This window comes from Xanthomonas sp. (assembly GCF_017163755.1).
In the GTDB taxonomy this organism is placed as follows: domain Bacteria; phylum Pseudomonadota; class Gammaproteobacteria; order Xanthomonadales; family Xanthomonadaceae; genus Xanthomonas_A.
Map to the genome: position 1 here is coordinate 1 of NZ_JAFIWC010000026.1, position 24,125 is coordinate 24,125.

The 24,125-nt window shown below is 71.4% G+C and carries 26 protein-coding genes; 7 read left to right on the plus strand and 19 right to left on the minus strand.

The genetic code is table 11. From position 1 onward, the window contains the following. Nucleotides 1-157: 157 nt before the first annotated feature. Together JR065_RS16600 and JR065_RS16605 are read right to left on the minus strand one after the other, a co-directional pair. Entirely contained in the window at nt 158-1,549 is a 1,392-nt protein-coding gene (locus JR065_RS16600) for a trypsin-like serine peptidase (RefSeq protein WP_206235418.1), read from the minus strand. Between the two features lie 652 nt (nt 1,550-2,201). Beyond that, entirely contained in the window at nt 2,202-3,836 is a 1,635-nt protein-coding gene (locus JR065_RS16605; RefSeq protein WP_206235419.1) for a PQQ-binding-like beta-propeller repeat protein, read from the minus strand. Between the two features lie 327 nt (nt 3,837-4,163). On the opposite strand from JR065_RS16605, the gene JR065_RS16610 reads away from it, so the two are divergent. Both JR065_RS16610 and JR065_RS16615 read left to right on the plus strand, forming a co-directional pair. Continuing rightward, complete coding sequence (locus tag JR065_RS16610; protein WP_241093694.1) at nt 4,164-5,315, plus strand: sensor histidine kinase; 1,152 nt, start codon at nt 4,164-4,166, stop codon at nt 5,313-5,315. Nucleotides 5,316-5,542: 227 nt separating this feature from the next. After that, on the plus strand, nt 5,543-6,313 hold the full coding sequence (locus tag JR065_RS16615; RefSeq protein WP_206235488.1) for an SGNH/GDSL hydrolase family protein: 771 nt from the start codon (nt 5,543-5,545) through the stop codon (nt 6,311-6,313). Between the two features lie 111 nt (nt 6,314-6,424). On the opposite strand, the gene JR065_RS16620 is transcribed toward JR065_RS16615, so the two are convergent. After that, nucleotides 6,425-7,138, minus strand: coding sequence for an rRNA pseudouridine synthase (locus JR065_RS16620; protein WP_206235420.1), 714 nt, complete (start codon nt 7,136-7,138; stop codon nt 6,425-6,427). Between the two features lie 166 nt (nt 7,139-7,304). Further along, entirely contained in the window at nt 7,305-7,820 is a 516-nt protein-coding gene (locus JR065_RS16625) for a YgjP-like metallopeptidase domain-containing protein (protein WP_206235421.1), read from the minus strand. A gap of 109 nt (nt 7,821-7,929) precedes the next feature. On the opposite strand from JR065_RS16625, the gene JR065_RS16630 reads away from it, so the two are divergent. After that, nucleotides 7,930-8,466: a DUF2058 domain-containing protein gene (locus JR065_RS16630; RefSeq protein ID WP_206235422.1), complete on the plus strand. Its 537-nt coding sequence runs from the start codon at nt 7,930-7,932 to the stop codon at nt 8,464-8,466. A 211-nt stretch (nt 8,467-8,677) separates the two neighbouring features. Next, nucleotides 8,678-8,944 carry a DksA/TraR family C4-type zinc finger protein gene (locus tag JR065_RS16635; RefSeq protein WP_206235423.1) on the plus strand — a complete coding sequence of 89 codons (267 nt, stop codon included), beginning with the start codon at nt 8,678-8,680 and terminating at the stop codon, nt 8,942-8,944. Nucleotides 8,945-8,966: 22 nt separating this feature from the next. On the opposite strand, the gene JR065_RS16640 is transcribed toward JR065_RS16635, so the two are convergent. The 11 genes from JR065_RS16640 to JR065_RS16690 form a co-directional block, all read right to left on the minus strand. Beyond that, nucleotides 8,967-9,242, minus strand: a complete 276-nt coding sequence (locus JR065_RS16640) for a DUF2789 domain-containing protein (protein ID WP_206235424.1) — start codon at nt 9,240-9,242, stop codon at nt 8,967-8,969. A gap of 126 nt (nt 9,243-9,368) precedes the next feature. Next, nucleotides 9,369-9,965 (minus strand): mechanosensitive ion channel family protein, encoded by a 597-nt coding sequence (locus JR065_RS16645; RefSeq protein WP_206235425.1) that lies wholly within the window; start codon nt 9,963-9,965, stop codon nt 9,369-9,371. A 406-nt stretch (nt 9,966-10,371) separates the two neighbouring features. Continuing rightward, entirely contained in the window at nt 10,372-10,848 is a 477-nt protein-coding gene (locus JR065_RS16650) for a DUF6644 family protein (protein WP_206235426.1), read from the minus strand. A gap of 13 nt (nt 10,849-10,861) precedes the next feature. Beyond that, on the minus strand, nt 10,862-11,227 hold the full coding sequence (locus JR065_RS16655; protein WP_206235427.1) for a DUF6152 family protein: 366 nt from the start codon (nt 11,225-11,227) through the stop codon (nt 10,862-10,864). Nucleotides 11,228-11,320: 93 nt separating this feature from the next. After that, nucleotides 11,321-12,118: an EAL domain-containing protein gene (locus JR065_RS16660; protein ID WP_206235428.1), complete on the minus strand. Its 798-nt coding sequence runs from the start codon at nt 12,116-12,118 to the stop codon at nt 11,321-11,323. Between the two features lie 95 nt (nt 12,119-12,213). Then, entirely contained in the window at nt 12,214-12,411 is a 198-nt protein-coding gene (locus tag JR065_RS16665) for a hypothetical protein (protein WP_206235429.1), read from the minus strand. 16 nt (nt 12,412-12,427) lie between these two features. Continuing rightward, complete coding sequence (locus JR065_RS16670) at nt 12,428-12,760, minus strand: YkgJ family cysteine cluster protein (protein WP_206235430.1); 333 nt, start codon at nt 12,758-12,760, stop codon at nt 12,428-12,430. Continuing rightward, a complete protein-coding gene (locus JR065_RS16675; protein WP_206235431.1) occupies nt 12,757-13,437 on the minus strand; it encodes a methyltransferase domain-containing protein in 681 nt (226 codons plus the stop codon). Before JR065_RS16675 ends, JR065_RS16670 begins: the two co-directional genes overlap by 4 nt. A 300-nt stretch (nt 13,438-13,737) precedes the next feature. Further along, nucleotides 13,738-15,096 (minus strand): Hsp70 family protein, encoded by a 1,359-nt coding sequence (locus JR065_RS16680; RefSeq protein ID WP_206235432.1) that lies wholly within the window; start codon nt 15,094-15,096, stop codon nt 13,738-13,740. A gap of 138 nt (nt 15,097-15,234) precedes the next feature. After that, a complete protein-coding gene (locus JR065_RS16685; protein ID WP_206235433.1) occupies nt 15,235-15,705 on the minus strand; it encodes an FKBP-type peptidyl-prolyl cis-trans isomerase in 471 nt (156 codons plus the stop codon). Nucleotides 15,706-15,828: 123 nt separating this feature from the next. Continuing rightward, nucleotides 15,829-16,791: a cation diffusion facilitator family transporter gene (locus JR065_RS16690; protein ID WP_206235434.1), complete on the minus strand. Its 963-nt coding sequence runs from the start codon at nt 16,789-16,791 to the stop codon at nt 15,829-15,831. Between the two features lie 128 nt (nt 16,792-16,919). Between JR065_RS16690 and JR065_RS16695 the strand changes: the two genes are divergently transcribed. Beyond that, entirely contained in the window at nt 16,920-17,261 is a 342-nt protein-coding gene (locus tag JR065_RS16695) for a zinc ribbon domain-containing protein YjdM (RefSeq protein ID WP_206235435.1), read from the plus strand. A 52-nt stretch (nt 17,262-17,313) separates the two neighbouring features. Here the strand turns inward: JR065_RS16695 and JR065_RS16700 are convergent, their stop codons facing one another. The 3 genes from JR065_RS16700 to JR065_RS16710 form a co-directional block, all read right to left on the minus strand. After that, nucleotides 17,314-18,117, minus strand: coding sequence for a hypothetical protein (locus JR065_RS16700; protein ID WP_206235436.1), 804 nt, complete (start codon nt 18,115-18,117; stop codon nt 17,314-17,316). Nucleotides 18,118-18,530: 413 nt separating this feature from the next. Further along, on the minus strand, nt 18,531-19,742 hold the full coding sequence (locus JR065_RS16705; protein ID WP_206235437.1) for an MFS transporter: 1,212 nt from the start codon (nt 19,740-19,742) through the stop codon (nt 18,531-18,533). Continuing rightward, nucleotides 19,739-20,947 carry a serine hydrolase domain-containing protein gene (locus JR065_RS16710; RefSeq protein WP_206235438.1) on the minus strand — a complete coding sequence of 403 codons (1,209 nt, stop codon included), beginning with the start codon at nt 20,945-20,947 and terminating at the stop codon, nt 19,739-19,741. The genes JR065_RS16705 and JR065_RS16710 overlap by 4 nt, the downstream gene beginning before the upstream one ends. A 109-nt stretch (nt 20,948-21,056) precedes the next feature. Here JR065_RS16710 and JR065_RS16715 point away from each other — a divergent pair, with 109 nt between their 5' ends. Further along, a complete protein-coding gene (locus tag JR065_RS16715; RefSeq protein ID WP_206235439.1) occupies nt 21,057-21,956 on the plus strand; it encodes a LysR family transcriptional regulator in 900 nt (299 codons plus the stop codon). Between the two features lie 325 nt (nt 21,957-22,281). Here JR065_RS16715 and JR065_RS16720 read toward each other — a convergent pair whose 3' ends face one another. Next, complete coding sequence (locus JR065_RS16720) at nt 22,282-22,464, minus strand: hypothetical protein (protein WP_241093695.1); 183 nt, start codon at nt 22,462-22,464, stop codon at nt 22,282-22,284. 174 nt (nt 22,465-22,638) lie between these two features. Here JR065_RS16720 and JR065_RS16725 point away from each other — a divergent pair, with 174 nt between their 5' ends. Beyond that, nucleotides 22,639-23,919, plus strand: coding sequence for an amidohydrolase family protein (locus tag JR065_RS16725; protein WP_241093696.1), 1,281 nt, complete (start codon nt 22,639-22,641; stop codon nt 23,917-23,919). Nucleotides 23,920-24,125 lie beyond the last annotated feature (206 nt).

Consider the following 24,125-nt stretch of genomic DNA (forward strand, 5'->3'; position numbering starts at 1 on the left):
GGGCGGTCGTGGGGGACGCGCGGCAGCGATGGCCTGGCTTGGGCCTGCAACGGTCGCGGATCGCTCGCCCCTGCGCCGGGCGGAGTTCGTTCACAAAGAGGCCATGCGCAGTGCATGGCCTCGAGAACGCGCCGCCGCCGCGGCGCATCGGCGCCGGTTACGGGCTCAGGTAGGTCTGGATGCTCGAGTACACGTCGGAGAAGCGCGAGTAGTAGTCCGGATCGCTGGGTGCGGAGCAGTACGAGTAGCCGCCGTACAGGCCGCCGCGCAACTGGTAGGCGCCGGAGCTGTTGACGGTGAACAGGCCCGAGCCGGAGGACCCGCCCTCGGTGACGCCGCTGGTCCAGACCACGCGGTACAGCGGCGACTTGCCGTCGATCGAGGTGGACAGGCCGGTGACGCTGCCGAGCGAGTACTTCTTCACGTCGCCGGCCGGGTGGTGGATGCCCTCGATCGCGGTACCGGTGGAGCCGATCGCCGCGCTGTTCCAGCCGGCGTAGAACGCGCCGCTGGGCGGGGCGGTCTTCAGTTCCAGCAGCGAGGTGTCGCGGGTGGTGTTGGCATGGCGCAGGTAGGCGCCGCCGGTGAGCGTGGTGTACGCCGAATTCACCGTCGAGCCGTTGCAGCTGGTCGCGTCGTAGAACCAGTAGGTCTGCAGGGTGTTGGCCACGGTCTGCGTGCTGATGCAGTGCGCGGCGGTCCAGAACAGGTACTTCTTCGGCGAATGGCTGTTGTTGAGCAGGGTGCCGGTGCACAGGTACGAGCCGGCGCTGGTGCTGAACACCATGCGCGCCACCGACTTGGCCGCCGAGGTGAAGCCGCTGCTGGGGTTCGTCCGGCAGACGATGTCGCGCTCGCACGCATCACTCTCGCCGATCATCGGCCGCATCATTTCCTCGCTGGCCACCGGGTTGATGTCCAGATGCGAGATCTGCGGAATCCTCAGTGCGAAGCCCTGCGGATACTGCCCGGCCGGCAACTCGATCTCCACCAGCAAGGTCGAACCCGACACCGCGGCCGACCAGCCGGGCTCGGCGCCGGCGAAGTCGGTACCGCGCTGCTCGAACACGCGCCCGTCGTCGCCGGCGAAGCGCAGCACCGCCTGCGACGGATCGCCCGGCTGCGCGCCGGCGCCGCTGAGCTGGATCGCCGCGCGCAGCGCCGAGGCCCCGGCCGAGGCGATTTCGAAGCTGGTCACCTGCGCGCCGCTGGGCAGCGGCTGCCAGCTCAGGCGGCGCAGATTGACCGCCGGGCTGGCGATGTCGCGGGAGAAACCGATCTGCAACGGCAGGCCCTGCTTGACCTGTTCGCCACGCAACCGCTTCATCTTCGCGGCCTGGTCGGCGCTCGGCGCGGCCAGATCGATCAGGCGCGGGGCACTGCGGCCGCCCAGCCGGGCGCTGCGCAGTTCGGCGGCGCCGAGCGCGGTGGCATCGGGCCTGGCTTCGACGGGCGCCGAGTCCATTTCGGCAGCGGGGGGAATGGCGGCCATCGCACCGGGGGAGATGCTGGCCAGCAGGGCAAGATACAGCGCGTTCTTGCGGTTCATGAACGTTCCTTCTGTCTGGGAACAACGGGATCCATCCGGCAAGGGTCCGGACGATGCGTGCACCAGCGTCCGTGGCGCAGTCCGAGCCTACGCAAATGCACGTGGGTGAAGTCGTGCGCCAGTTCGCGCTAGACGGTCGAATTCGTGGACAAGCGCGTGCCGTCGGCGTGCATGCGCGAATACCCGGTGGCGTATCGCATCGCGTGCTGTGGAATGGCCATGAGGCCATGAGGCGATGCGCTGTGCGGCGCGCCGGTATCGGTAACGCCGCAACGCGGCGCGGCGTCGCGAGGGCCGATCGAGAGGATGCGTGCATGCGCGGAGGCGATGCGACAGCGACGCGCCTGGCCTACGATCAACGCCGAGCGCCTGCTCGACCGTTCGAGAGGCGCCTGCGGTCGGCATGCCATGCAGGGCGGCTGCGCGGCGTGCATGGCCGGTGGACGCGACGCTTGGCCGCACCTGCCGAAGGCCGAAGCGGCCGCCCGGTGGGTGAAGGAAATGACGGATCGGAGGTCGCGGTGCGAGAGGCGAACGCAGACCTTCTTCAGCCGGTTGCCGGGGCCGTGCGGCACGCGCAGCGGGTATCGTGGAATGCCCCTCCCGCCGAGGCGGGAGGGGCGATACGACATCACTCGGCGGCTTCGCGCGCTTACCGGGGAACGAACTTGTACAGCTTGTGCACGCCGGTGCCGAAGTTGAAGCGGCTGTAGCCGGCGCCCCAGTACAACGCGCCGTCGACGATCGACGGCGCACTGGCCACCGAACCGCCGGCGTTGAAGTTCCACAGCGTCGCGCCGGTGTCGGCGTTCAGCGCGACCATCGCGCCGGACATCGAGCCGGCGTAGACCAGGCCGGGCGAGGACGCCACCGGTCCCTGCCCGCCGGCGCCGACCCCTGGCCTGACGGGGTTGACCCCGGGCACCTTCACCTGCCACAGGACCTTGCCGGTGCCGGCGTCCAGCGCCGCCCACGAACCGGCGTTCCAGGTTTCGGTATTGCCCGGGGCGAGGGTGTAGCTGGTGTTGCTGCTGTTGTTGATCGCAACGTAGACCCGCGACCTGGACGGATCGAACGACGAGCCCCACTCGATGCCGCCGGTGGTGCCGCCGGGCCCGACCTGGGTGGACCACACGGTCTTGCCGCTGTCGGCGTCCAGCGCCCAGTAGATGCCGCTCTTCTGCCCGGCGCCGACCAGCGACTGCGGCCTGCCGTTGCGCATCACGGTGAACAGGTTGGCGCCGCCGCCGCTGAAGTCGTAGTCCGGGCCCTGCGGGTCCTGGCAGACGCCGGCGGTCGGCGCGATCAGGCACGACAGCGACCACGCGTCGGCGCCCTGCAGGCGGCGCGTCCACACCGGCTTGCCGGTGCGCATGTCCAGGGCCAGCACCGAGTCGACGTAGTTGTCCGGCGCCATGCATGCCAGCTGCGCGTCCTTGTCGCCGTTGGCGTTCTTGACGCAGCTGGCCACGTCGAGCGGAACCGAGTAGTTGTTGCCGGTGGTGGCGTAGACGCGCCGCTTCAGCGGGTCGATCGCCAGCGTCCCCCACACCGAGGCGCCGGTATAGCCCTCGGGCGCGGTGCGGAAGGTCCACAGCACTTTGCCGGTCTTCAGGTCGAGCGCGGCGACGCTGCCGCGGAACGAGAACCGGTAGCCCGGCGTCGCGCCGGCCCAGTCGCCGGAGGACACGCCCACGTAGACGCGGTCGCCGTAGACCACCGGCGAGGAGGTGATGCGCGCCTGCGGGTTGGCCTCGACCAGGGTCTTCCACAGCAGCTTGCCGCTCCTCTTGTCGACCGCGATCACGGTGCCGCTGGCCTGGTCGCCGAGCAGCAGCCGGTCCTTGGCGATCGCCGGGCTGTTGCGCGACAGCGAGTTGGCATTGCCGGTGTAGTCGGACAGCTTGACCTGCCACACCGCCGTGCCCAGGTCGGTGTCGATGCGGTACAGCTGCCCGGCCCAGTCCGGTACGTACAGCGCCGAGCCCTGCACGGTCGGCGTGGCGGATACGTCGCCGCGGGTGGTGAAGGTCCAGGCGGTCCTCAGCTTCGGCGCGTTGAGCGGCGTGATCCGCCATTCGGCCGGCGCGCTGCGGCTGTTGAGGTAGCCGCCGCCCGCGTTCTCCCAGGCGGTGCGGGTGGCGAACGGTATGCCGGCGTCGAAGCCGTAGCCGAAGCGCAGGGCGTCGGCGGACGGTTGCGCCGACGCCAGCGCGCTGAGCGCCAGTGCGGGAAGCAGCGACCACCAGGGGCGGGAATGTAGCCGATGAGCGTATTGCCTGTTCATGGGTCGTCCTTCATGGGTGCGGTCCCCCCGGCGTTCCGGTGCCCATGGTAGGGGGCGAATTCCTTGAATGTCAGGTACTTACAAAAAGGTTAGGGTGCCGGCGGCGGCGCCGCCCCGCGCGCGGCGGCGATGTTTGTGCACCCGGCGGCGGCAAACCCTTAAGCTGCTGCATTGACGCTGGGGAGACGCTGCGATGCCGGGGCTGTGCCGGGAATGGGGTGGGGCGCCGACGTGGTGCCTGCGCGCTGGCGGCGCGTGCGCCGGCGCAAGGCAGGGCGGCAGCGAAGGGGCGATCCGGCGCGCGCCGTCGGCGCTGCATTGCGGTGCATGCGCCAGGGCGCTGGCATGAACCTGGCCGATTTCATCGAAGCCAACATCGAGCCGCTGTGCCGCGACTGGGTGGCCTTTGCGCGCACGCGTGGCGAGGAAGGCGAGGCGATGAGCGCCTACCAGCTGCGCGACCATGCCGCGCAGCTGCTCGCCGAGATCGTCGAGGACATGCGCGCGCCGCTGAGCGCGGCGCAGCAGCGGCTGCGCTCGCTCGATGCCGGGCCGGAGACGTTCCAGGCCGAAGGCGCCGCCAGCCTGCACGCCAGGCAGCGCGCGCAGCACGGCTTCGGCATGGTGCAGCTGGTGTCCGAATTCCGTGCGCTGCGCGCCAGCGTGCTGCGCCTGTGGAAGCAGTCCGGGCACACGCCGGGACCGCAGGACCTGCCGGACATGACCCGCTTCAACGAGGCGCTGGACCAGATCCTGGCCGATTCGCTGCGCGCGTTCATGGAAAGCATGGACCAGACCCGGCACCTGTTCATGGGCGTGTTGGGCCACGACCTGCGCGGGCCGCTGTCGACGATCATGAGCTGCGCCGAGTTGATGCTCGGCGGTGAGGGGCTGGTGCCGCAGGCGCAGGTGCTGCTGCGCAGCGCCCAGCAGATGAAGGCGATCCTCGACGACCTGATGGAGTTCACCGGCGAGAACCTGGGCGTGGTCAATTCGGTGCGCCCGGAAGCGGCCGTGCTGGACGTGCTGGTCCGCGAAGTGGTCGGCGAGATGGCCGCGATCTATCCCAAGCCCGCGGTGCAGGTGAGCGTGAGCGGCGACATGCATGGCAGCTGGGACGCGATGCGCCTGCGCCGGGTGGTGGCGAACCTGCTGACCAACGCGATGAAGTACGGCGACGGCGCTGCGCCGATCACGATCGCGCTGACCGGCACCCAGGCCGAAGAGGTCGGCGTGGCCGTGCACAACATGGGACCGCCGATCGCCGCGGAGAGGCTGGATTCGCTGTTCGAGCCGCTGACCACCACCGCCTCGCTCGACGGCACGCCGCAGCTCGCCGGGGCGAACCTGGGATTGGGCCTGTACATCGTCGACCGGATCGTGCGTGCGCATGGCGGGCGCGTCGAGGTCACCTCGTCGGCGCAGTACGGCACCCGTTTCGTGGCGACGCTGCCGCGGCAGGCGCAGGCCAGCGACTGAGCGCGGGGCGGTGCGCGCCAGCATGGCGCCGATGTTTTGCGCCGTCCTGCGCCGCCTGCATCGCGGCAGCGGCGGCGAGCGCCGACGTGGGCTGCGCCGGCATCGGCCAGCGCGACGGGACTTCGCGCGCTGTCGCGATTTGCATTAGGGTGATGCGCTTTCCGACGCGTGGAGGTGGAATCGTGAAACGGCTATCGGTCGCCGCGGTGTTGTCGCTGTCCCTGGGCATGGCCACTGTCGCGCTAGCGCAGGCGGCCCCACCCGCGGCTGCGCCCGATGATGGCGCGCTGCAAGGCAAGGTGGACCCGCTGTATACGCGCGCGCCGCAGGCGCTGGAACCCAAGGACGTCGCCTCGCTGCAACAGCGGCTGCTGGACTGGGCGCAGCTGGCGCGCTACCGCGCCGACAACGCGGCGCTGGCGCCGCCGGCGGCAGGCGAGCGACGCGTGGTGTTCTACGGCGATTCGATCACCGACATGTGGGGCCGCAGCCAGGGCAGCGCGTTCTTCCCCGGCAAGCCCTACGTCAACCGCGGCATTTCCGGGCAGACCACGGCGCAGATGCTGGTGCGTTTCCGCCAGGACGTAATCGACCTGCAGCCGGCGGCGGTGGTGATCCTGGCCGGCACCAACGACCTGGCCGGCAATACCGGCCTGTCGACCCAGGCGATGATCGAAGACAACCTCAGCTCCATGGTGGAACTGGCGCAGGCCCATCGCATCGCCGTGGTGCTGGCGTCGGTGCTGCCGGTCAGCGACTATCCGTGGCGCCCGGGCCTGCAGCCGGCGGCGAAGATCCGCGCGCTCAATGCGTGGATCGAGCAGTACGCGCGGCAACACGGCCTGGTGTACCTGGACTACCACGGCAAGATGAGCAATGCCGACGGCGGCCTGGACCAGACGCTGGCCTACGACGGCGTGCACCCCACCGCCGCCGGCTACGCGGTGATGGCGCCGCTGGCGCAGCAGGCGGTGGAGCGGGCGCTGGCGAAGCGGTGACCGCAGGTGGCGCGGCGCGTGTCGGCGCCGCGCGCGATCGCAGGCTGGGCGTCGCATGCGGCCATGCGCGTCCGCGGCGCGCCGTGCGCGCGCGGCGGCGGCCATCCAGGTTCAGAAGCGCTCGCCGGCCGGCAGGTAGCGCCATTCGCCCGGCGCCAGCTTGCCCAGCGGGACGCGGCCGATGCGCAGCCGGCGCACGCTGACCACGTCCAGCCCGACTTCGCCGCACATGTAGCGCAACTGGCCCGGTTGCACGTTCTTGATCGCGAAGCGCAGCCGGTCCTCGTTCTGCCAGCTGACCTTGCACGGCGGCAGCGTGCGTTGCTGGTAGACCAGGCCATGGGCCAGCCGGATCATGCCGTACGGGCGCAGCTCGCCGGCGACCTCGACCACGAACTCCTGCTCGATCGACGCATAGTCCTCGTTGAGCCGGCGCAGCACGCGGCCGTCCTGGCTCAGCACCAGCAGGCCGCTGGCCTGCGCTTCCAGCGGCATCGGCACGCTCAGGCGCAGGAAATGGCGCTTGAGCACGCGGGTATGGAACGCATCGCCGCTGCTGTGCGTGGCCGGCGTGGCCAGCGCCAGCGCCGCCGCGGTATCCAGGCCGGCGGGCTTGTGCAGCAGCAACGTGGCCGGTTCCACCGCCCCCAGGTGCGCGCCGGGCAGCAGTTCCACCTGCTGCGTCGCGGTCACCGGTGTCTGCGGCGTCTCCACGATCTCGCCGTCGACCTGCACCCAGCCGCCCTCGATGTACTGCTGCGCCTCGCTGCGCGAGCACTGGACCAGCGCGGCGAGGTGCTTGTCGAGACGGACGGGAGCGGACATGTGCGGACTCTGCGGCGGGGCGGAGAAGTGTACGTGCTGCGGCCGGCGCGCGGCGACCGTGCCGCGGCCATGGACCTGCGTGGCATCGCAGGTGTCGGCGGACGGAATGCCGACACCCCTGTCGCCTGCCGTGGTGTGTGCCGGAGGCGGTACGCGGCCGTGCCGCTCAGTCCGCCTGCGTGCCGTCCGCGGCGCCGAGCGACAGATGCGTCAGGTACAGGCGCAGGTCGAATTCCAGCTGGTGGTAGTCCGGCGCCATGTGCACGCACAACTGGTAGAACGGCTTGTTGTGCTCGCTCTCCTTCAGGTGCGCCAGTTCGTGCGCCACGATCATCTTCAGGAACTCCGCCGGCGCGTCGCGGAACACGCTGGCGATGCGGATCTCGCGGCTGGCCTTGAGCCGGCTGCCCTGTACCCGCGAAACGGCGGTGTGGGTGCCCAGGGCGTGCTTCACCACCTGCAGGCGGTTGTCGTAGGCCACCTTGTGCAGCGGTTCGGCCTTGCGCAGGTAGCGCTCCTTCATCGCCAGCGTGTACTCGTACAGCTGGCGGTCGTTGCGCACCGCATGGGGCTGGCCATAGCGCTTGCGCAGGAACTCGCCCAGGCGACCCTGCGCGATCAGTTCGCGGACCTGGGCCAGCAGCGGTTCCGGATAGCCGGTCAGGTATTTCAGCGGTTGCATGCCGCCACGATACCGCGCCGCGGCGCGCGCCACGCGCCGGTGGCGGGAACCGCGGCCGCGCGCCGGGTATCATGCGAGCCGAACGTCAGCCCCGCTCAGGTTTTCTCCGATGCGCAATCCATTGCAGGAACAGTTGCTCAAGGCCGGCCTGGTCAAGAAGAGCCAGGTGGCGCAGGTCGCGCGCGAACAGGCCAAGGCCCGCCACGGCAAGGCGCCGCCGTCGCCCAGCGCCGAGCAGTTGGAGACCGAACGGCTGCGGCTGGAACGGGTCGAGCGCGACCGCGCGCTGGCCGCCGAACGCAATGCGCAGGCGCGCGCGCAGGAGCAGCGCGCGCAGGTGCGGCAGATCGTGGACAGCCACAAGGTCAAGGCCGAAGGGGAGATCGACTACCACTTCAGCGACGCCGGCAAGATCAGGCAACTGCAGGTCAACCCGGCGCTGCGCGCGCAGCTGATCGCCGGTGCGCTGGTGATCGCGCGGCTGGACACGGGCTATGCGCTGGTGCCGCGCGCGGTGGTGGAGAAGATCCAGGCGCGCGACCCGCAGGCGATCGTGTTCGATGCCAGCCACGCGGCGCCAGGCGCCGACGGCGAAGACGACGCGTACTACAGCCGCTTCAAGGTGCCGGACGACCTGATCTGGTAGGGACTGATCTGGTAGGGACGCAGCCTGGGGACTCCGGCGTTGGCGCATGCCGCCGCAGGGCGCCCCGACGCGGCATGCATCGCGCAGTCCGCCGAACGCATCGCTACGCTCCGTTCAAGTCGCTGAATCCACTGGCCAATGTGAAGCCGCGCGGCATTGCAATGCCGGTGGACGCCCGCATCATGCAAAAAGGTCAAACGCGGAGACGGTCATGGCGACAGGATGGGCGGGCGACGGCGCGGTGCAGGACCAGATCGATGCCACCGTCGACGATGCGATCAAGCGTGCGCGCAGCCAATTGCCGCAGGGGCCGAGCCTGAGCCAGTGCGAGCAGTGCGATGCGCCGATTCCCGAGGCACGGCGCAAGGCCGTGCCCGGCGTGCGGATGTGCGTGGCCTGCCAGGAGGCGCACGACCGCGAGCAGCAGGAACACAGCGGCTACAATCGCCGCGGCAGCAAGGACAGCCAACTGCGTTGAGCCGGCTGCGGGCAGGCGCCGCTCAGGCGTCGTCGTTGGCGGCGGCCGCCACCGGCGGCACCGGCCGCGCGTGCAGGGCGATGTTGAGCTGATCCACCACCATCGCCCAGTCGGCGTCGTCCAGGCGTTCCTCGCGCAGCAGTTGCGCCTGCGCGGGCGTCCAGAACGGCGCCTCTTCCAGCCGCATCACGTCCGGCAGCGGCGAATGGCGGGCGATGAACTGGCGGATGTCGCTTTCTGCGTTGGGCAGACCGAGTTGGGCGAACAGTTCGGCGAACGGGTGGACGGGGTGTTCCATGGGAGCCTCGATCGTGGGAGGGAAGACCGCCGCGGCCGCGGCGGCGGGTCCGGCCGGCGGCCTACGATACCGGCGCGGCGATCAGTGTCTTATTAGGACGTGCGCATGCCGGCGCCCGCCGGCGATTCAGCCCAACCCGGCCGGCACCGGCTGGTCGCGCCAGCGTCGCGTGCTGCGCTGGAAGAACAGGCTGTTGGGAATCTGCAGCACGGTCTCGGCGTCGCCGTCGTGGCGTTCGCGCAGCGTGGTGTAGATCAGGTTGATGTCGATCACCTGGCCCTTCAGCCCGGGCTTGTCGCCGTTCTCCAGCAGTTCGATGTGGTCGTGCAGGCGGAACGGCCGCGTGGTGAAGATCAGCAACGCGCAGAAGATGTTGGACAGCACGCTCCAGGCGGCGAAGAACGCCACCGCCGCGACCGCGGCGAAGCCGGTGAAGGCGGTCCACAGCACCGTGCCGGACACGCCGAGCCGGTCCAGGATCAGCAGCAGCGCGGCGGTGTAGATCGCAAAGCCGGTGCCGCGCCGCGCCAGGATCGCCAGTTCCGACGGGAACGTGTAGCGCGCGCCGAGGCGCCGGATCAGCAGCCGCAGCAGCGTGCGCAACAGCCAGGCGCCGAGCACGATCAGCGCGATCTCCGTTGCCGGCACGATCAGGTCCAGCCAGCGGTGGGCCCAGGGCGGCAACAGGGTGTGGATCGGGGAGGCCATCGGCGGGTTCTGCATGCGGGGGACGGCGATGGTCGCAACCGCTGCCGCGTCGGGCAAGGGGTGGGCCGGCGTGGACGCACTGCATCCACGCCAGCCGCGCGCGCGGCGCCGGCGCGCGGCGGAAGCGTCGATATGTGGTCGCTTGCCCTGCCGTCGGTGCCTGGCTGGTCCGCCGGTCAGGACTGTGCACCCTGTCTTCGCGTCTTGTCGTGCTGGCGCCGCGTGCATGGCGCGCAGCGGCAGGCGCGGGCCAGACCGCGCGATGCGGTGCTGGGGACGCCGGCGCCCCTGCGTGGCACAGCGACGGCGCTGTGCCAGCGTTCGCATAGCGGGACCCCCGTTTCATTGCCCGGCACGCATTATCTGCGCGCGCCGGGCCTGTCCGAATGCCGACAATCCGCCTGCATCGGACGCAGCCGGCTCAGGCGTAGGCGATCCAGCGCCCGGCCACCATCACCGCCGGCCACAGCAGCAGCGACAGCAGCGCGCAGATCCGCCCGCCCAGCGGTGCTGCGCGATCCCAGCCGATCAGCTGACGCTCGAACAGCAACCGGAACAGCAGCGCGTTGCCCAGCGCCAGCGCGATCGCCAGCAGCTTCAGCTGCATCAGCCGGTGGCCGAGCAGCGCCTGCGCATCGGCGGCGAACAGCGCCAGACCGCTGGGCACGGACAGCAGCAGGCCGGCGACCGCGAACGGCGTCAGCGCGCGCGACACCGAGGCGGCCGGGAAACGCTTGCCGTAGCCGAGCAGGCGCAGGTCGAGCAGCAGGATCGGCCCGAGCAGCAGCACCAGCCCGGCCAGGTGCAGCACGTTGGCCAGCGGATAGGCCCAGCCGCCGCGCATCGTCTGGCCCAGCGCGGACTGCTCCAGCCACGCGGCGAGGGCGGCGATATCCATCGCGACGCGCCGATCAGCGCAGCTCGATCACCTTGCCGTCCACGGTCACGCGCTCGGCGCGCAGCTCGGGCGCGCCGTCGCTGCGCGGATAGCCTTCGATGTCGATGGTCTTGCCCACGGTGAGCTGCTGTTCGCTCAGGCCGCGCGCGCTCAGGCGCGCGATCGGCGCCAGTACCACGTTCCAGCGCTTGCCTTCGTACATCACTTCGACCTCGGCGTGCGGGTTGCGGTACTGCACCGACTGCAGCTGCGCGGAGAACCGCAGCGGACGCTGCGCGTCGTACGAGCTCCAGCCGTGGTGGGCGCTGGCGGGAAGGGCCAGCAGCGCGGCGAGCGCGATGGCCGGCAACGCGATGGAGGGAAACGGGAACCTGCGCATGGATCGACTCCGCTATCCGGGTGACGCTGCGATAGCATCGCGCGCGTTAACGCGGCGGCAAAACCGCCGCGGTCCGGCGGCCGGTGCGCGCGCTCAGGCGGCTTGTTGCAGTTCGTCCCACAACGCGTCGGCGACCGTGGGCAGCGCTTCCAGCGCCGGCCGCGCGAACAGGTAGCCCTGGTACAGGTCGATGCCCAGCGCGCGCAGCGCGCGGTACTCGGCGGCCGTCTCCACGCCTTCGGCCAGCACCACGCTGCCCAGGCTGCGGCACATCGCCACGATGCCGGCGACGATGGTGTGCCGCGCAGGATCGGCGTCGATGCCGCGCAGCAGCGCCATGTCCAGCTTGACCAGGTGCGGCTGGAAGTCGGCCAGCAGGTTCAGCCCCGAATGGCCGGCGCCGAAGTCGTCGATCGCGGTCTGGAAGCCGCGCCGCGCGTAGTCCTGCAGGATGCGCACGACCTTGGGCAGGTCGCGGATGCGCTCGGATTCGCTCAACTCGAAGATCAGCCGCTGCGCGGGAAAGCCGTAGCGCTCGGCCGCGGCCAGGGTCAGCCGGATGCAGGTCGCCGGCTCGTACACCGCGTTGGGAATGAAGTTGATCGCCAGGTGCGTGCGCATGCCCAAGCCGGCGGCGGTGGCGATGGCCTGCACGCGGCAGGTCTGGTCGAAGCGGTACAGCTGCTCCGGCCGCAACCGGGCGAGCACGCTGGCCGCGCCGGCGCCGTCCTCGCCGCGGACCAGCGCTTCGTAGGCGTAGATCGAACGGTCGCGCGCATCGACGATCGGCTGGAACGCCATGCGCACCGCGAAGTCGAGCTCGTCGCCGTTATGGCAGTTGACGCATGGCTGGGGATGGCCTATGTCGCCGAAAAGGGTACGCAACAGCATGGCGCTTGCACCGCGGGGGACGTGGCCAGATCTATCGGCCCGCGCGGCGAAGGCTGTAGCGGCGCCGTGAACGGTTCACGGCGCGCCGGGACGGATCAGCCGGCTTCGGCTTCGTCGACTTTCTTCAGCACGCGGGTGGTGCCGAGCACTTCGACGCGGCCGCCGGCCTTGCGGAACGCGTCCATGTCCGCTTCGATGCGCTCGCGGCTGAGGCCTTTCTGTGCCTTGTCGCCGCTGCCGCTGCGGGCGGTCTTGGCGGTAGGCGGCGGGGTCTTGCTGGTGGGACGTGCCATGGTGAATCTCCTGGAGTCAGTACATCGTCAGGGGAATGCCGCGCGCCAACTGATCGTTGTGGATGCGGCGGATGTCGCGGCAATACGGGCCGGCCATCGTGAACTTGCGGCAGATCGCCGGGCGCTGTTCGTAGATCGAGCAGCACATGCGCTTGCTGTCCACCGCCACGCACCAGCCGTCCTCGTCGCGCGCCATCACGTGCAGGCCGTCGGCGGTGTGGTCGGTGAGGTGCTCGGGCACGCGGTCGTCGGGCATCAGCAGCACGGTCAGGCGGCAGCAGATCGCATCGCAACGATCGCACGACACCTTCTCGCGCGGCGCGGCGGCAACCACCGGCTGCGCGCTCATGCGGCCACGCCGTCGAGCACGGCGGTGCGCCGGTAGCGCAGCATGCGGCCGCGGAACGGCGCCACGTCGTCCGGGCTCAGGCTGATCTCGCGCTGTTCGCTCAGCGTGTATCCCTGCGCCGCCAGCACCTGCGTCATCGCGCCGCTGTTGCCGCGGCCCGGATCGGTGATCAGCACCTCCGAGGTGGGGGCGGCATGCCGCGCAAGCAAGCTGCCGAGCATCGCCGGATGCTGGCGCTCGTACAGCACGTCGCTGCCGATGATCACGTCGAACAGGCCGAGCGAAGCATTGGGCTGATCCCAGTTCAGGCGCCGGTACGGCACCGCGTCCATCGCGTTGAGCGCGGCGTTGTAGGCCAGGAACACTTCGGTCAGCGGATGCCGGTCGCTGGCGACGATGTCGGCGCCACGGCGGCGCAGCACCAGGCTGGCCAGGCCCAGGCCGCAGCCGATTTCCAGGATGCGCTTGCCGGCGATGTCGTGATGCGCCATGGTCTCGGCCAGCAGGCGCCCGGCCGGCCACACGTTGCCGAACAGGCTCCACTGCGCCGACGAGATCCCGGCGTGCTCGGCCAGCGCATCGGGATCGGAAAACTGCTGGGTGTCGACCAGCGAACGGATTCGGTAGTCCTGCCCGCCCAGGCTGAGGGTATGGATATGCGTGGCGTAGCCGGACACAGGCGCTCCCGGTGGTTCCGGCCCGAAACGGGACGGAGGCTGACGCGAGAAGAGGAGCGAGTCGGCGACAGGAACGGCCGGGCGAGACGCGCGTAGAAACGTAACCGGGCATGTTACGCCTATCTCCGCGCTGGCGTATGAACGGTGCCTGCGCATGCGCCCGCCGTCCGGCACTGCGCTTGGCACTCGGCGCGCATTCGCCGCAGCCGGTTGCGCGCGCATCGTGCATGCACCGCCGTCCTGCATGCCCTTGCCGCTACAACCGCGGGCGTCGGGCCGCAAAGCCGGCCAGTGCGACGCTCAGTGCTGCGCGGCGGCCAGCGCCAGGCCCTGCACCACGCCGAACGACGGATCGCCATGCACCCGCCGTGCCTGCGGGAACGCGTCGGCGACCACTTGCTGGATATAGGCGGCGCGCGACATGCCGCCGGTCAGGAACAGCGCCGACGGTTCGCGGCCGATGTCGGCGCGGACCTGCGCCAGCAGTTCGGCCAGCGCATCGAGGTAGGTGCGCGCGGCCTGGCGCAGTTCGCTGTCGCGCACCTGCACCTGCAATCCGGGTTCGATGTAGTCCAGGCGCTCCTCGTGCAGCGCGGCGTCGCTGAGCCGGATCTTGCTGCGTTCCACCGCGCGGTACAGGCGCGCGGTGTTGCCGGTGTCCTGCAGCGCGCGCAGTCGCGCGTCGTACGGCGCCGGCGCGTCGTCGTAGCGGTGCTGGCGGAAGTCGCGCTGCCGCGTGGTGTCCTGCACCATCGCCGCCTCGACGTAGTGGTGCGCCGGCACCCGGGTGAGGCCGCGGCCGAACAGCGGCATGTAGCCGGCCAGGCTCAGCGCCAGGTCGACGTCGGTGCCGCCGCGGGCGATGCCCCACGCGCGGTGCACCTGCGGCGCGGCGCTGCCGCCGACGCTGGCGTGGGCGATGTCGGTGGTGCCGCCGCCGATGTCCACCACCACCACGTCGTGGCGTTCGGTACTGCCGGCGTGGTAGTGCATCGCCGCGGCGGCGGGTTCTTCGAGGAATGCGATGTCGTCGAAGCCGGCGGCGATCGCCGCGCTGTGCAGGATCTCCAGCGCCTGCGTGTTGCCGGCCTCGCCGATCGAGCTGCGGAACTGCACCGGGCGCCCGAGCAGCGCGTGGCGGATCTGCACGCCCAGCTGCTGCGAGGCGGTCAGGCGGATGTGTTCGAGGATATGGCTGGCGATGCCGGTGATGGTCTGCCGCGCGCGCGGGTGCAGGTTGTAGCCGAGCATGGACTTCGGACTCTGCACCAGGCTGCCTTCGCCTTCGACGAAGTACGCGTCCAGCGCCTCGTCGCCGTACACCGCGTTGTGCAGCAGCGCCGCGGAGCTGCGCGGCTCGCGCATCTGCGTCTCCATCCACTGCCTGCGTACCACCCGGATCGCGTCGCGGCGCAGTTCCTCTCGGCTGCGCTCGCGGCCGGCGGCGAGCGCGTCGCGGCGGCCGGCATCGGCCAGCTCTTCGACCTGGCGCTCCAGCGCCGGGGTCAGTTCGAAGTCGGACGGATCGCGCATCACCTCGGGGAAATACACCGTGGTGCGGAACTGCTGCTGGTCGCCGAAGCCGACCGGCACCACGCGGCCATCGACGACCGCGGCGGCGGCGGAATTGCTGGTGCCGAAATCGATGCCGAGTCTCATGTCGCGGGCGGGCCGTGGCGGGGTCGCGCACTGTGGGGCAAGCCGCGCCGTGGCGCAACTTCGTGCGCCAGCGGCCCGAAACGCACGAGGCCCGCGCTGCGGCGGGCCTCGTGGCGATCGCGCATCCGGGCGGTTGCGTTACAGCGCCGCGCCGGCGTGGCCCTGGTTCTTCTCCTGCGCGGTGGCTTCGCGCACGCCGGCCACTTCCACCGCGAAATGCAGCACCTGGCCGGCCAGCGGATGGTTGCCGTCGATGGTGACCTGCTCCTGGCCGACCTCGGTGACGGTGACCAGCAGCGGTCCCTGGTCGGTCTGCGCCTGGAACTGCATGCCCGGCGCCAGCGTGTCGGCATCGGGGAAGGAGCTGCGCGGCACCTGCTGCACCAGCTGGTCGTGGCGCGGGCCGTAGCCCTCGGCCGGGATCACGTCGGCCTGCACGCTTTCGCCGGGGCGCTTGCCGGTCAGCGCCTTCTCCAGGCCCGGCACGATGTTGCCGGCGCCGTGCAGGTAGCTCAGCGGATTGTCCGGCGCCGATTTGTCGATGATTTCGCCCGCATCGTCGGTCAGGGTGTAGTGGATGGTGGCGACAAGACCATTGGCGATCTCCATCGGAAACCTCGTTTGAATTAAGGAAGTGGATACGCCGGCAGCGTCACAGCGCGATGAGAGGGTACTGCCCGGCTACCCTAAGAAAATCCGCGCGCCACCGCAAGCGGCGAGGCTGAACGCGGCTCATGGAGCCACCTGCGGCGGCTTGCGCAACACCTCGCGCCGCGCCTGCCAGGCTTCCGGCGTCTGCGGCTTGACGAACAGCGACAGCAGCTGCGGATACTCGGCGCGCGCGGCGCGCTCGATGCGGCGGATGCACGCTTCGATCTGCGGCGTGCGGCGCTCGTCCTCGAACTCGGCGCTGAGCGCGGCGACCACCTGGTTCGGGCCCATCTGCACGCTGAGCACGCCGTTGACCTGGCGCACGTCCGGATCGGCCAGTGCGATGCGCTGCAGCGCCGCGTCCAGCGCCGGGCTGGCCGATTCGCCGATCAGCAGGCCCTTGGTCTCGCGCGCCAGCAGGAACGCCGAGCAGGCCAGGACCGCGGCGATGCCGATCGAGGCGACGCCATCGAGTTCGGGCATCCGCAGCCATTGCGCCGCCAGCAGCCCGGCCAGCGCGATCGCCAGGCCGACCAACGCGGCGCTGTCTTCCAGCAGCACGGTGAACAGGCTCGGGTCCTTGCTGTCGCGGAAGGCCTGGAAATAGCCCTTGCTGCCCTTGCGCTTGCGGAACTCTCGCAGCGACACCCACCACGACGCGCCTTCGAACAGCATCGAGATGCCCAGCACGGTGTAGTTCAGGGTATGACTGCTCGCCGGCTCGGGCGCGCGGATGTGGGCGATGCCTTCGTACAGCGACACGCCGGCGCCGAGCGCGAACACCAGCAGGGCGACGATGAAGCTCCAGAAGTACAGCTCGCGTCCGTAGCCCAGCGGATGCGCCGCGTCGGGCGCGCGCGCCGCGCGGCGCAGGCCGTACAACAGCAGCAGTTCGTTGATCGTGTCCACCAGCGAATGCACGCCTTCGCTGAGCATCGCCGAACTGCCGGAAACCGCCGCGGCGACGAACTTGGCCACGGCGATGGCGAGGTTGCCGGCGAGCGCGGCATAGATCGCGAGGCGGGAGCCGGACGGCTTGGACATGAGGGGCTGCCTGCGGGCGAGGGGCTTGCGATGCGGGAGCGGGCGACCGCGCCGGCGCAGCGCCGTGGGCGGAAGGGGCACGCGGCTACAATAGCGGCCCGTTCGTCGTCGCCGTATCAAGGAATCCCATGTCCGCCGCACCCGCCTGCCCGCAATGCACCCTGCGCAACACCTATGTCGACGGCGCGTCGTGGGTGTGCGCCGACTGCGGCTACGAGTGGCCGGCCGCCGCCGCCGGCGATGCCGGCGCCGCGGTGGTGGTGCGCGACAGCAACGGCAACGCGCTCAGCGCCGGCGACACGGTGGTGGTGATCAAGGACCTGAAGGTCAAGGGCTCGTCGATCCCGCTGAAGCAGGGCACGGTGATCCGCGGCATCCGCCTGGTCGAGGACGACGCCGACCACATCGAAGGCCATTCGGACAAGATCAAGGGCCTGGTGCTGAAGACCTGTTTCCTGCGCAAGGCCTGACGCCGCGGCGCGGCCGCCGGCGCGCCGGCGCCGGGCTCGATGATGTCGGCGCTCAGCGCGTGTCGTCGTCGCGCGGATAGACCGCCGCCACCTGGCAGGCGTTGCCGCGCGGCAGCCGTCCCATGCGTTGCGGGCCGATGTCGCCCGCCGCGTTCGGCCCCATGCTCGCCGCGTTCGCGGCCAAGGCGATCTCGTCGAGCGCGACGACGCGATCGCCCGGATTGCCGCAGATCGCGTTCAGGCCCATGCCCGACTCGAACTGGATCGACGGCGAGCCGTCCAGTTCGGAGCAGCGCTGCGCCAGCTCCACCCGGTAGTAGCGATGGCCGCCGGAACGGCGCGGGGCCACTTCCACCACCAGGCCCTGCGCATCCTCGTGCCACGAGCGCAGCTGGCGCGGATTGAAGCAATAGGCGGAGGAACCGCCGAAGCCGCGCCGGCGCTCGCCCTGCACCTGCACCGCCGCCAGCGTCGCCACGTCGTCGCGGTCGCCGGCGCGCGCCAGCATCGCGTATTCGCGCGCGGCGATCGGCTGCACCGCCGCCACCGGGCACAGCTGCGCGGAAGTCCGCACGAATTCGCGCGGCTGCCCGCACAGCCAGCCGTCGGCGGCGAGCAGCTGCGCCGTCGCGTCCTGCTCGATGCCGGGGCAGTCGCTGCCCAGCTGCAGGCGGAAATGGCGCCCCTGGGTGGTGGCGATGGCCAAGGTGCGCGGGTCGGCCTGGTGCAACTCGCCGACCTGGCGCGCATCCAGGCAGCCATGGGCCGGCGGCGTGCGCGGCGGAGTGCCCGGTGGCGTCTGGGCGCCGGCATGGGCGGCGAGCAGGAGACAGCACCACAACGGGAAACGTCGCATCAGGCAATCCTTGCGCTGGAGTGGTCCGAGCATGCGACGGATGCGCGCGCCGCGCAACCGGCGCTGCGCGGCTGCCGTTGCGTGTGCGCGGACGGGCGTCGGCCGTCGACCGTCGCTACCGATAGCAAAGGCGCCAGCGGGTCGATCTCGCAGGAGTCGCGGTTGGCAGGCTGATGCAGCCTGCAGGAGAGCTCAGTGCCGACGTTGTCCGCGGCGGGATGGCCGGTCGCCACGCCGGCAGCGCGACGGCTTCGGCTCCGCCACCGTGCCGGCGCATAAGCGCCTCAGCGGCGACGTGTTGCAGCCCGGCAACGCCCGCTATCGCCTCCTGCGCATGGAGCCGATTGCGCGGTCACGGGACCGGGAACACGGTCCCGCGGGCCGGCGCAGTTCTCGCCGGCCCGCCACGACGCTCAGCTGGCGTCAGCCGCCCAGCCGCGGCGCGGCTGCGCGATCGCCCACGCCAGGAGCAGCAGCGCCAATGGCGCCCACGGCAGGTGGGCGGCGCCGTAGCCCTGCAGCAGCGCGCCGCCGAGCAGGCCGCCGCCGGCGATCGCCAGGTTCCAGCCGGTGACCACCAGCGACTGCGCCAGGTCGGCGGCGTCGCCGGCGCGGCGCGCGATCGCGGTCTGGAACAGCGTGGCGCAGCCGCCGAACGCCAGGCCCCAGGTCGCCAGCGCCGCGGCCAGAAGCGCCGGCGCGCGCGGCCACAGCGCCATCGCCAGCGCCGCCAGGGCGAACAGGACGATGCTCGCCAGCAACAGCGGCCGCATCCAGCGGTCGATCCACACCCCGACCGCGACGATGCCCAGCAGCGAGGCGACGCCGAACAGCAGCAGGTAGCGGTCCACCGCGGACGCGGCCGTGGACAGCGCCAGCAGCGGCGCCACGTAGGTGTAGAGCAGGTTGTGCGCGAGCACGAACAGCAGCAGTACCGCCAGTACCTGGGCGATGCCGGGCAGCGCCAGCACGCGGCGCAGCGGCAGTGCGGCGCTCGCGGCTTGGCCGGCGAAATCGGGCAGGGCGGCGCGTGCCCAGCCGAGCAGGCCCAGGCTCAGCAGCGACATCGCGCCGAAGGTCCAGCGCCAGCCCAGCTGCTGCCCGAGCAAGGTGCCGGCGGGCACGCCCAGCGCCAGCGCCAGCGGCGTGCCCACCATCGCCACCGCGATCGCGCGGCCCTGCTGCGCCGGCGCCACCATCCGGCTGGCATAGCCGGCCAGCAGCGCCCACAGCAGCCCGGCGCTGACGCCCGCGACCAGGCGCGCGGCCAGGATCAGCGCATAGCTGGCGGACAACGCGGTGACCGTATTGGCCACCGCGAAGCCGGCGATGGCGAACAGCAGCAACGGCCGCCGCCGGTGGCGCCGGGTGGCGGCGGTGAGCGGTATCGCCGCCAGCAGCGAACCGAGCGCGTACACCGTGACCAGCTGGCCGATCCACGCCTCGCCCACGCCCAGCCCGGCCGCCATCGCCGGCAGCAGGCCGGCCGGCAGCGCCTCGGTGAGGATGGTGACGAAGCCGGCGCAGGCCAGCGCGAGCAGTCCGGCCCAGGGCAGGCGCCGCGCGGCGACCGCGCTGCCCGGGTCGGGCGCGGCCGCGCACGGCGCGAGGCGTTCGCCGCTCATGCCGGCACGCCGCGCACGCTGGCGTAGACCGCATCGCGCAGTTCGACCACGAACGTACCGGACATGCCTTCGTACAAGGTGTTGGTCAGCGCCACCACGCTCAGCTGCCGCGCCGGGTCGACGAACCAGCTGTGCCCGTAGGCGCCACCCCAGCGCCAGGTGCCGGGCGCTTCCGGGGTCGCGGTCGGTGCCGGGTCGCGCAGCACCGCAAAGCCCAGGCCGTAGCCCCAGCCCGGCCCGTCCGGCGGGCCGAACTCGCCGGCCTGCGCGCGGCCCATCTCCGCGGCCAGCGCGGCCGGCATCAGCGGCGCGCCGCCGCGGCGCAGCGCCTCGAGCAGGCGCAGCACGTCGCCGGCGCTGCCGACCATGCCGGCGCCGGCGGAGGCGAAGGCGTTGCGGTCCAGCGCGCGCGAGGGATGGAACACGATGCCGGCGGTGTCGGGAAACGGCGCCACGCTCTCGCCTTCGCCAAGGCGATGCGGCTGCGGTTCGCCGCCGACGTAGGGCACCGCCAGGCGGGCGGGATCGTCGGCGTGGAAATCGGTGGCGTGCATGCCCAGCGGCGCGGTCACCAGTTCGCGCACCAGCGCCGGCAGCGGCTGGCCGGCCGCCGCCTCCAGCACCGCGCCGGCGACGTCGATCGACAGCGAATAGCCCCAGCCGCTGCCGGGCGCGTACTGCAGCGGCACCTGGGCCAGGCGGCGCAGGTTCTGCTCCAGGCTCAGGCCGCTGTCGTCCATGCCGTCGGACACCCCGGCGCGCGCGTGCGCGCCGTCGGCAGGCTCGAGGAAGCGGTAGCCGAGCCCGGCGCTGTGGCTGAGCAGCTGGCGCAGGCTGATGTCCGGTACCCGGCCGTCGGCCAACGCGGGACGGAACCACGGCAGCCAGCGCGCGATCGGCGCATCCAGCGCCAGGCGGCCCTGCGCGACCAGCGCCAGCGCCGCCGCCGCGACGATCGGCTTGCTGACCGAGGCCAGGCGGAACGTGGCGTCCTCGCGCATCGGCCGCTGCGCCTCGCGGTCGGCCCAGCCGGCGGCGCGGCGGTACACGCACGCGCCACGGTGGGCGACCAGCACCACCGCGCCGACCAGCCGGTGCTGCCGCAGCGCGGCGTCGATCGCGGCATCGAGCGGGGCGGCCTGCTGCGGCGAAAGCGGCGCCGCATGGGCCGCGGGCACGGGGGCATCGGTGGGGGAAGTGGGCATGGACGCAGTTCGCGGAGGAGGGAGTCACAGCGTGGGCGCGTGCCGATTGCGGAAAAAGACGGGTAAAGTTCCTGGCAACAAGGACATCAATGTCCGTAATGGCGATGCAATGGACAGTCTGGGCAGCTTGCGGGGTTTCGTACAGGTGGTCGAAAGCGGCGGTTTCGCCGAGGCCGGGCGCACGCTGGGCCTGTCCGCCTCGGCGATGGCCAAGAGCGTGTCGCGGCTGGAGCAGTCGCTGGGCGTACGCCTGCTCCACCGCAGCACCCGCAGCCTGACCCTGACCGCGGAGGGCCAGCTGTTCCTGGCGCGTTGCCGGCGCATCCTGGCCGAGGCCGAAGCGGCACGCAGCGAGCTGAGCAGCCATGCCGCGACGCCGAAGGGACGGTTGCGGATCAGCCTGCCGATGAACAACAACGTGCTGCTGCCGCTGCTGGCCGAGTTCATGCGCGCCTATCCGCAGGTGCAGCTGGACCTGGATTTCGACGACCGCCTGGTGGACGTGATCGAGGAGGGTTTCGATGCGGTGCTGCGCGTTGCCGAGCCGGACGATTCGCGTCTGGCGTCGCGGCGCCTGGGCCGCTTCAGGCGCTGCCTGGTCGCCTCGCCGGACTACCTGCAGCGCCGCGGCACGCCGCAGCGTCCGGCGGAACTGGTCTCGCATCATTGCCTGCACTACCGCTTCCGCAGCAGCGGGCGCCTGGAGGCATGGCCGCTGGGCGCGGCCGCCGAGGGCGTGCAGATCCCGGTGTCGATGGTCTGCAACAACATCGAGACGCGGCTGAGCCTGGCGCTGCGCGGCTGCGGCATCGCCTTCCTGCCCGAGCACTCGGTACGCGCGGAACTGGATGCCGGCACGTTGTGCACGGTGCTCGACGACTACGTCGATTCCACCGGCACCTTCCATCTGCTGTGGCCGTCGGCCCGGCACATGCTGCCGAAGCTGCGCGTGTTCATCGACTTCATCGGCCGGCGCCTGCCGCAGGAGCCGGGCATCGATCCCACCTAGGCGCCGGCACGCGCGGTGGAAGGCCGACATCGGAGCGCATGCCGGCTTCGCCACGCGGCCGGCGCGAGGCGCTGGCGTCGCGGCGCGTCGGGTGGCCGATATGCGCGTGGCGCGCCGTATCGCCGTCGCGCTGGCTCGACGGCGCGGCGCGCCGCCGACGGCAAAGTCCGCTTCGGGTCGGCGCATCCGCGCGCTGCTTCCGATGACGAAGATGCCGCGCCGGCACGCGTGGACGTGCCCGCCCGACCAGACATGCGGTCGCGAGCGGTTCGCCCATACGCGGCGGCGGCCTTCCAACTGGAGCGCTACGCCATGCGGACACGCTTCACCACGGCAGCGGTACCGCTTCCCCGTTGGCGTGTTCGCCGTAGTACAGCGACGGCAGGAAACGCGCGAGGAAGGCGAACGCGGTGCAGCAGTGCTGCATCAGGCCCAGGCCGATCGCGTCGCCGGCATCGCGATGCGGATCGTCGCTGGCGCGGCCGAGCACGAAGCGGCTGCGCAGCACGCGCCAAACGGCATGTCGCGGGCAACGTGGAGCATCGCGCCGTACCGCACCGCGCGTCGTGCGCATGGGCGTGAAGGCTGACGTTTGTCATGCGCAGGCGATGATGCTTTGCCGGTGGCGGCGCGGCCGGCGCGGCATAGACTTTCGGCATTCCCCGAACGAACGTGGTGCGAGATGCGAATCCATTGTCTGTTCCTGGCGCTGCTGCTGGCGACGCCGATCCTGCATGCCGGCGAGCTGGCGATAGTCGGCGCGACGGTGATCGCATCGCCGCAGGCCGAACCGTTGCGCGATGCGATGGTGCTGGTGCGCGATGGTCGCATCGTGCAGGTGGGGCGCCGCGACCAGGTCGCGCTGGCGGCGGACGTGGAGCGGATCGATGGCCGCGGCGGCACCGTGCTGGCCGGGTTCTGGAACAGCCACGTGCACCTGCTCGCGCCGCCGCTGCTCGACGCCGCACGCGCGCCCGCCGCTGCGGCGCAGGCGCAGTTGCGCCAGCAGCTGACCCGCTGGGGGTTCACCAGCGTGTTCGAACTGGCCGGCCTGCCGGACAACACGCTGGCGCTGCGCCGCCGCATCGACGCCGGCGAGCTGCAAGGGCCGCTGCTGCTGACCGTGGACGCGCCGTTCTATCCGGAACACGGCACCCCGGTCTACGTGCGCGATTTCCTCGCCGCGCAGCGGGTGCCCAGCGCGGAGGTGGCCGATCCGGACAGCGCGCGGCAGCGTGCGCAGGCGCAACTGCGCGCAGGCGCCGACGGCAGCAAGCTGTTCGCCGGCGCGATCGTCGGCGGTGCCGAGGGCGTGCGGCCGATGCCGGTGCCGATCGCGCAGGCGGTAGTCGAAGCCACGCATGCCGCCGGCAAGCCGGTGTTCGCCCATCCCACCGACCTGCGCGGCATCGAAATCGCGCTGCAGTCGGGCGTCGACGTGCTGGCGCATACCACCCCGGCCGCCGGGCCGTGGCCGCAGGGCCTGGCGCAGCGGCTGGCGCGCGAGGACGTGGCATTGGTGCCGACGCTGGCGCTGTTCGAGCTGGAGCTGGGCCGCGAAGGCGCGCCGCCGGCGCTGATCGAACGCTTCGCCGCCGCGGCCCGGCAACAGGTCGGCGCGCTGCGCGCTGCCGGCGGCACGCTACTGTTCGGTACCGACGTCGGCTTCATCGACGAAGCCGATACGCGGCGCGAGATCCGCCTGCTCGGCGCGGCGGGCGTGGACAGCCGCGCGCTGCTGGAGATGCTGACCACCGCGCCGGCGCAGCGCTTCGGCTATGCGCAGCGCAAGGGCCGCGTCGCGGCCGGCTACGATGCCGACCTGGTGCTGGTGAACGGCGACCCGCTGCGCGATCCGCTGGCCTATGCCGATGTCGCCGCGACGATCCGGGGCGGACAGGTGATCCATCGCCAGGACCCCGCGCCGGCCACAGGCCAAGCGCCGGCGGCTGCGCCGCGCTGACGCGGTGCGGGCGCTGCGCCCTTCGATTTCGTAGGTGCATGTGGCAGCTGCGCGAGGGGAGTGGCAGGTCGCGATGCGCGTGCGGCGGCGTGCGGCCTCGCGTCGGGTTGCGGCGTTCAGAGGGACGGCGCTGTTCGCGCACGACGAAGCCGCGAACAACCGTCTCCGGGCTCCGACCGTCCCGGCGAGGGACTGCCCTGAAGAGG